This is a genomic window from Clostridium sp. LY3-2, from assembly GCF_024705715.1.
GTDB lineage: Bacteria > Bacillota > Clostridia > Clostridiales > Clostridiaceae > Clostridium.
In genome coordinates this window covers 21,996-28,287 of record NZ_JAMDLQ010000062.1, presented here as the reverse complement: position 1 = coordinate 28,287, position 6,292 = coordinate 21,996, and the positions used below count along the sequence as shown (strand labels likewise).

The 6,292-nt window shown below is 30.9% G+C and carries 7 protein-coding genes and 3 tRNA genes; 1 reads left to right on the top strand and 9 read right to left on the bottom strand.

The window, feature by feature from the left end; translation table 11 throughout:
• The 4 genes from M4I33_RS16255 to M4I33_RS16240 all read right to left on the bottom strand — a co-directional run bounded on the left by M4I33_RS16255 (nucleotide 1) and on the right by M4I33_RS16240 (nucleotide 585).
• Nucleotides 1-76 (bottom strand) — tRNA-Thr (locus M4I33_RS16255).
• A gap of 30 nt (nucleotides 77-106) precedes the next feature.
• Nucleotides 107-182 (bottom strand) — tRNA-Val (locus M4I33_RS16250).
• A gap of 8 nt (nucleotides 183-190) precedes the next feature.
• A tRNA-Tyr gene (locus M4I33_RS16245) sits at nucleotides 191-275 on the bottom strand.
• Between the two features lie 178 nt (nucleotides 276-453).
• Nucleotides 454-585: a hypothetical protein gene (locus M4I33_RS16240; RefSeq protein ID WP_257917787.1), complete on the bottom strand. Its 132-nt coding sequence runs from the start codon at nucleotides 583-585 to the stop codon at nucleotides 454-456.
• 355 nt (nucleotides 586-940) lie between these two features.
• Between M4I33_RS16240 and yyaC the strand changes: the two genes are divergently transcribed.
• The gene (yyaC, locus tag M4I33_RS16235) at nucleotides 941-1,477 is read left to right on the top strand and encodes a spore protease YyaC (protein WP_257917786.1); all 537 of its coding nucleotides are present in this window, start codon (nucleotides 941-943) and stop codon (nucleotides 1,475-1,477) included.
• A gap of 38 nt (nucleotides 1,478-1,515) precedes the next feature.
• On the opposite strand, the gene mreB is transcribed toward yyaC, so the two are convergent.
• From mreB to murA, 5 genes are all read right to left on the bottom strand, one after another.
• Nucleotides 1,516-2,550, bottom strand: a complete 1,035-nt coding sequence (gene mreB / locus M4I33_RS16230; RefSeq protein WP_194192416.1) for a rod shape-determining protein MreB — start codon at nucleotides 2,548-2,550, stop codon at nucleotides 1,516-1,518.
• Nucleotides 2,551-2,666: 116 nt separating this feature from the next.
• The gene (spoIIID, locus tag M4I33_RS16225) at nucleotides 2,667-2,918 is read right to left on the bottom strand and encodes a sporulation transcriptional regulator SpoIIID (protein WP_194192415.1); all 252 of its coding nucleotides are present in this window, start codon (nucleotides 2,916-2,918) and stop codon (nucleotides 2,667-2,669) included.
• A 52-nt stretch (nucleotides 2,919-2,970) separates the two neighbouring features.
• Complete coding sequence (locus tag M4I33_RS16220) at nucleotides 2,971-3,726, bottom strand: M23 family metallopeptidase (protein ID WP_257917785.1); 756 nt, start codon at nucleotides 3,724-3,726, stop codon at nucleotides 2,971-2,973.
• 120 nt (nucleotides 3,727-3,846) lie between these two features.
• Nucleotides 3,847-4,884, bottom strand: a complete 1,038-nt coding sequence (gene spoIID / locus M4I33_RS16215) for a stage II sporulation protein D (protein ID WP_257917784.1) — start codon at nucleotides 4,882-4,884, stop codon at nucleotides 3,847-3,849.
• Between the two features lie 141 nt (nucleotides 4,885-5,025).
• On the bottom strand, nucleotides 5,026-6,285 hold the full coding sequence (murA, locus tag M4I33_RS16210; protein WP_257917783.1) for a UDP-N-acetylglucosamine 1-carboxyvinyltransferase: 1,260 nt from the start codon (nucleotides 6,283-6,285) through the stop codon (nucleotides 5,026-5,028).
• Nucleotides 6,286-6,292 lie beyond the last annotated feature (7 nt).

The following is a 6,292-nucleotide window of genomic DNA, read 5'->3' as shown; positions in this document are numbered from 1 at the left end:
TGGAGCTGATGATCGGACTTGAACCGATAACCTGCTGATTACAAGTCAGCTGCTCTGCCAATTGAGCCACATCAGCTTAAAGTATTTCAAATATTTAAAATTTAAATGGTGGGCACAACAGGGATCGAACCTGTGACCCCCTGCTTGTAAGGCAGGTGCTCTCCCAGCTGAGCTATGCGCCCATTTAAAATGGTGGTGGAGGAAGGATTCGAACCTTCGAAGCAACTTGCAACAGATTTACAGTCTGCCCCCTTTGGCCACTCGGGAACTCCACCAAATTTGAAATTTTCTTTCGCCAGATCAGCGAGAACCGCCAACCGACAATAGTTAGTATATATTCATACTAAACTTATTTCAAATCTAAATTTACCCATTTAAACGATATTATTCTATATTTTCTCACACTTTCTCTCTTTTTCTTCCGTTTACACCTATTTATATATTTTATGCATTTTAATTAAAAACCCTTAAGTCAACGTAGGGTGAAAGTATCTCGATAACCTTGCTATAATCAGCTTTTCCAAGTCTTTTGTTAAGTAAACTTAAGGCATCTTTCACATCCTTTTTTGAATCATTATTACTCATATATTGTTCAATCTTACCTATATCGACAGATGATATATTTTTAAGTATTTTATCTAATTCCTCTTTTTCTGATTTACTAAGCTTTTTTAAAAGGTCCTCTTTATTTACTTTATATATTTCTTTTTCTATATTTTTTTCTTCCTTAGATTCAATATTTTTACCGCTTACTTATGCGCTTTCTAATGAAGGTTTAAAAATTACTATAGCGCAAAAGGATACTAAAGCTAAAAAAATAATAGATGCAATTACATATTTCTTTTTCAAAAAACTCACCTCCTTTTTATAATTAATCTCCATCTAATATATTTTTTATTCATTTACTACTATTTCAAAAATTAAATTCATATATATTTTCATGGAGGTGAAGCTTTTGGATATAAAAATAAATCATAAAATCCCTTTAGCATATTACGCACTAGCAACTAACTTAAAAGATTATATATGTGAAAATACTGTAATAGTATGCATAGGAACTGATAAATTTATAGGAGACTCTTTAGGACCTCTAGTTGGGAGTATTCTTAAAGAGAATAATTTCCCTCTTCCGGTTTACGGAACTATAGATAATCCTATCCATGCCTTAAATATAGATAGTAAAATAAAAGAAATAAAAAATTCTCACAAAGATTCATTAATTATAGGAATAGATGCTTGCTTAGGTCTTAGAGAATCTATAGGTGAAATTCATATAAGAGACTACCCTATAAGGCCTGGAAAAGGTGTTGGAAAGACTCTGCAGTCTGTTGGTGACATATCTTTAGTTGGAATTGTTGATTCTAATGACAATACTGATTTTTTCTCTTCACGCTCCATCAGATTATCTCTTATATATAATATAGCTAAAACTATTTCATATGGATTCATACACGCTTATCATTTAAATTTCCATTAATAAAAGGATGTTACAAAAACTTGTAACATCCTTATTTATTAATCTACTAAAACTATTTCTCTTCCATTTATAGATGAATCTAATTTGTCTATGTATCCTAAAACTTCTCCAGTACCCTCTACAACAGCTTCTATAGAATTACTTGATATATTAACATCTACTCCTGTTTCTTTTTGAATAAGCTTATCTAAGCCGTATAAAAGAGACCCTCCGCCGGTCATTAATATTCCTTTTTCTATAATATCTGCTGAAAGTTCTGGTGGTGTCTTTTCTAGGACATTCTTTACCGCTTCAACTATAATATTTACCGGTTCAAGTAATGCTTCTCTAAGTTCTTCTGATGAAAGTTCTATTTGATCTGGTAAGCCTGTAACTAGGTTTCTACCTTTAATAGATGCTTTGCTATCATTTGAATCTTTAAATACTGAACCTGTAGTAATCTTAACTTCTTCTGCTGTTTTTTCACCGATCATCATTTTATATTTATTTCTAACATATCTTATAATCGATTCATCAAAATTATTTCCTGCTATTTTGATTGATTCTCTTACTACTATTCCTCCAAGAGAGATAACAGCTATATCTGATGTACCTCCGCCAATATCTACTACCATATGTCCGTCAGGCTTAGTTATATCAAGTCCTGACCCGATAGCCGCAGCTAAAGGTTCTTCTATAAGATGTACCTCTTTTGCTCCTGAATTTCTAGCAGCCTCCATAACAGCTCTCTTTTCAACTTCTGTCGATTGAGATGGAACGCAAACCATAACTCTAGGCGCTCTGATTTTTTTATTTCCATATGCTTTTTTTATAAATTCTTTTAACATTTTTTCTGTTACATCATAATCAGAGATTACACCTTCTCTAAGCGGCTTTACAGCTACAATATTTCCAGGTGTTCTACCTATCATAAGTCTTGCTTCATCCCCTACAGCAAGTACTTTTCCTGTGTTCTTATTAATAGCCACTACTGAAGGTTCTTTTAGAACTATTCCTTTGCCCTTCATATAAACTAATACCGTAGCAGTACCAAGGTCAATTCCAAGTTCTGTTCCTTTTCTCCAAAACCACATTATTTTTCACTCCCATTATTAATATTTTATTAATGATAATAAAACTTTTTGAAATTATTTCTAATATTGATTATATATTGAATGTAGTTTTCGTTCAATAGTGACTTTTTTATTTGTTATTTTGCAGTTTTGTACTTCATTTTCGTAGCTTTTCCGCCTCTTATGTGTCTTTCAGCTTTATTAATCTCAAGAATAGAGTGAGTTTGCTCAGCTATCTCTGGGTTTATCTTTGGTAATCGCTCTGTCATATCTTTATGAATTGTGCTTTTACTAACCCCAAAAACTTTCGCCGTTTTCCTAATAGTAGCTTTCGAATCAATTATATATTGTGCTACTTCTAATACTCTTTCTTCAATATAATCTTTCAAGATAATCCCTCCTTAATTTTAATAGCCGGCAATTTATGCCGACTATAATCTTTTATTTGAATTCTAAGAATTTAGTTGGATCTACACTTTTAGTTTTGTTATCTTTAGTTTCTGTCATCTCGATATTACAGAAACTATCTTTTATCTTGTTTTCTTCAAGTAAAATATCTAACCCCTTAGCTGTAGCTCCAACTTTACCTATAACTTGGCCCTTAGTAACTTTATCGCCTTTTTTAACTGATAATTTTTTATCTAAATTTGAATAAACAGTTTTAACACCGTTTGCATGCTTAACAGTTACAGTAGTTCCATAAAAAGCGTCGTCTCTACACTCTTCAATAACACCAGCTTCAGCTGATTTTATATCAGTTCCTTTTTCTGAAGCTATAGTCACTCCAGGTAATATTCTTCTACCAGCACCGTCTTTAAGAGGGCTTTTAAAGTCTCTTACTATTTTTCCCATAACAGGTGCTACGAATTCGTTTTTAACTTTTGCTGAAGCAGCTTTTGCTTCTTTTTTATCTTCTTTAGTATTACCTTTTTCTTCGTTTTCTACTCTTTGTGAATTATCCATAGTTTCTTTTTGTTCATCTTTATTTTTATCATCAACGTTTAAAGTTAATTCAGTATTTGGATTTTTCTTTACTTGTTCTGTTATCTTTGATTTTTTAATTGCAACAGTCCCTACTATAGTTACAGCGCATAAAATAATAAATAAAGATAATAAAACTCCGTCTTTTTTAAATACTTTTGGTAATTTTTCTTTAAAATTTTTAAATCCTTCGGCTATTTTGTTGTGTTTTTTCAATTTAAACACCTCCCGTGTATATTCTGTCCCCTTTTAATAAATTAATACACATTTGGATTAATTTTCTTAAATTTAAAGGGTGATATTTGGATTATGTCCAAATATCACCCTTTTATTCTTTTACTTATAAAAAATTTTTGAAATCTCTGTTCCTTTATAATAATGTTTTAAAATATAATCAAACTTCTTCCCATCTTTCCCCATAACATTTGCGCCCCACTGACTCATTCCAACGCCATGACCGTATCCTTTAGTTTTTATAGTAACAGAGTCTTTAGAAAACTCTAATTCAAAGTTTGCTGATTTCAAATCAAATAATTTTCTAAATTTAGTTCCTTCGATTGTTTTATTTCCTATTTTGATACTCTTTACCGAACCACCATCTGTTCTTGATTTAATTTCTATATAATTTTTTAGATTCTTTTCTTTTATATCAGTGTCCTTATATTCTTTTTTAAATATTTCAACAAACTCTTTATTTTTTAATTTCTTTTCGCTTTCAAATTTTGGAGAAACCTCTTCTCCCGGACTATCTACTGACTCTAAGTATGGAACTTTTGAAGAGAATACATCTTCTGCATTTTCTGTTTTTCCACTACTTGTTGAAAAATACTGTGGATATAATGCAAGTTCTCCCTTATAAGTTAAAACCATTCCTTTAGTATCATCTATAACTTCTTTTATCTTTTTATAATTTTTATCTCGAGCTTTTTCATCCCAATTTTCTAACCTTGCATTCTTATCTATATACGCTTGGCAATGGACACTATCACAAATTTCAGCTCCATTTCCTTCATTACATTTTTCAGCTCTTTTACTATAATAATATGTCCTAGCTGCTATAGCTTGAGCCTTTAGCGCCTCCTCATTAAAATCAACAGGCATCTCACTCCATAAAACGCCCATAATATATTCTTCAACAGGCATCTCTTCAACCTTTTTACTTTTAGTTCTATAAACTTTAGCTTTATCACTTCCGCTAATTTGAATTACATTTTTTGATTTATAATCAGTGGTTTTCTCACTAAAATTCTCTTTTAAAAAGTTATCAATTCCATTCCCTAAAAGTATATGTGGTATAACACCTATAAATATTACTATTATAAGAGTTAAACTAAGTAAACTTTTTATATTTTCAAAAAGCTCGTCTCTTCTCATAAAAAACCTCCTTTTCACCCTTTGCATCTCTTCTATTTATATTAACTACTAAAAAGAAATATTACTTACAGATTTTTCTTTATGTTACTAAAATCTATTATTTAAAATATAAAAAACCAGTAGCTAGTACTACTGGTTTTTTCACCTATCTTCTCTATAAATGTTTGCACCTAAATTTTTAAACTTTTCTTCTATATTTAAATATCCTCTATCTATATGATAAACATCACCTACCACAGTTTCACCTTCAGCTACAAGTCCCGCTAAAATCATAGCTGCACCAGCTCTTAAATCTGTTGATTTAACTTCGCATCCTGTAAGTTTAGATACACCATTAACTAATGCTGTTTTTCCGTCTATTTTTATATCTGCACCCATTCTTGTAAGTTCTGCTACGTGCATAAACCTGTTTTCAAAAACAGTTTCAGTTATAACGCTTCCTCCTTCTATAGTTGAAAGTAATGCCATCATTTGAGGTTGCATATCCGTTGGAAAACCAGGGTGTGGCAATGTTTTTATATCTATAGGATATTTATTTCCTCTACCATCTACAATAATTCCATCTTCATAATTTATAAATTTCACTCCACATTCTTTTAGTTTTTCTATTATAGGTCTTAAGTTATCATCATCAATACCTTTAATATCTATAACGCTTTTTGAAATAGCTGCCGCTACCATAAATGTACCAGCTTCTATCCTATCGTAAATTGGAGTGTGTGTTGTTCCTTTAAGTTTATCTACACCTATTATAGTTATTTTACCTCTACCTGCACCATAAATCTTTGCACCCATTTTATTTAAAAAATTAGCTAAATCATAAATTTCAGGTTCTTCTGCTGCATTTTCAATTATAGTCTCTCCTTTAGCAAGGACTGAAGCCATAATTATATTTTCTGTTGCTCCAACTGATGGAAAATCCAAATATATTCTGTTACCTTTTAACTTAGTAGCCTTTGTTTCAACATAACCATATTGTTTATTTATATCAGCTCCTAATAATTTAAAGCCTTTTAAATGTAGATCTATAGGTCTACTCCCTATATTGCATCCGCCTGGAAGAGAAAGCTTGCAGTAACCAAATCTTGAAAGGATTGGTCCCATTATTAAAAATGATGCTCTCATTTTCTTAACTAAGCTATCTATAGTATCTACTAACTTTAAATTAGAATTATCTATAATTAGTTCATCTGTTATATTTGAATATTTAATCTCTGCCCCTAATTCTCTAAGTAATTCTATAAGAACACTTACATCTTCAAGCATTGGAGTATTTTTTATTATAACTTTTTCATCACACAATATAGTTGCAGCTATTATAGGTAAGATTGCATTTTTAGCTGAACTTATATTAACTTCTCCCTTTAGTTCCTTAACTCCCTTTACTATGATTTTTTCCATATTTTCC

Excerpts from the sequence above, each read along its gene's own strand:
- murA (WP_257917783.1), bottom strand. The coding sequence starts at position 6,285 with ATGGAAAAAATCATAGTAAAGGGAGTTAAGGAACTAAAGGGAGAAGTT.
- yyaC (WP_257917786.1), top strand. The coding sequence starts at position 941 with ATGGAGGTGAAGCTTTTGGATATAAAAATAAATCATAAAATCCCTTTA.
- spoIID (WP_257917784.1), bottom strand. The coding sequence starts at position 4,884 with ATGAGAAGAGACGAGCTTTTTGAAAATATAAAAAGTTTACTTAGTTTA.
- mreB (WP_194192416.1), bottom strand. The coding sequence starts at position 2,550 with ATGTGGTTTTGGAGAAAAGGAACAGAACTTGGAATTGACCTTGGTACT.
- M4I33_RS16240 (WP_257917787.1), bottom strand. The coding sequence starts at position 585 with ATGAGTAATAATGATTCAAAAAAGGATGTGAAAGATGCCTTAAGTTTA.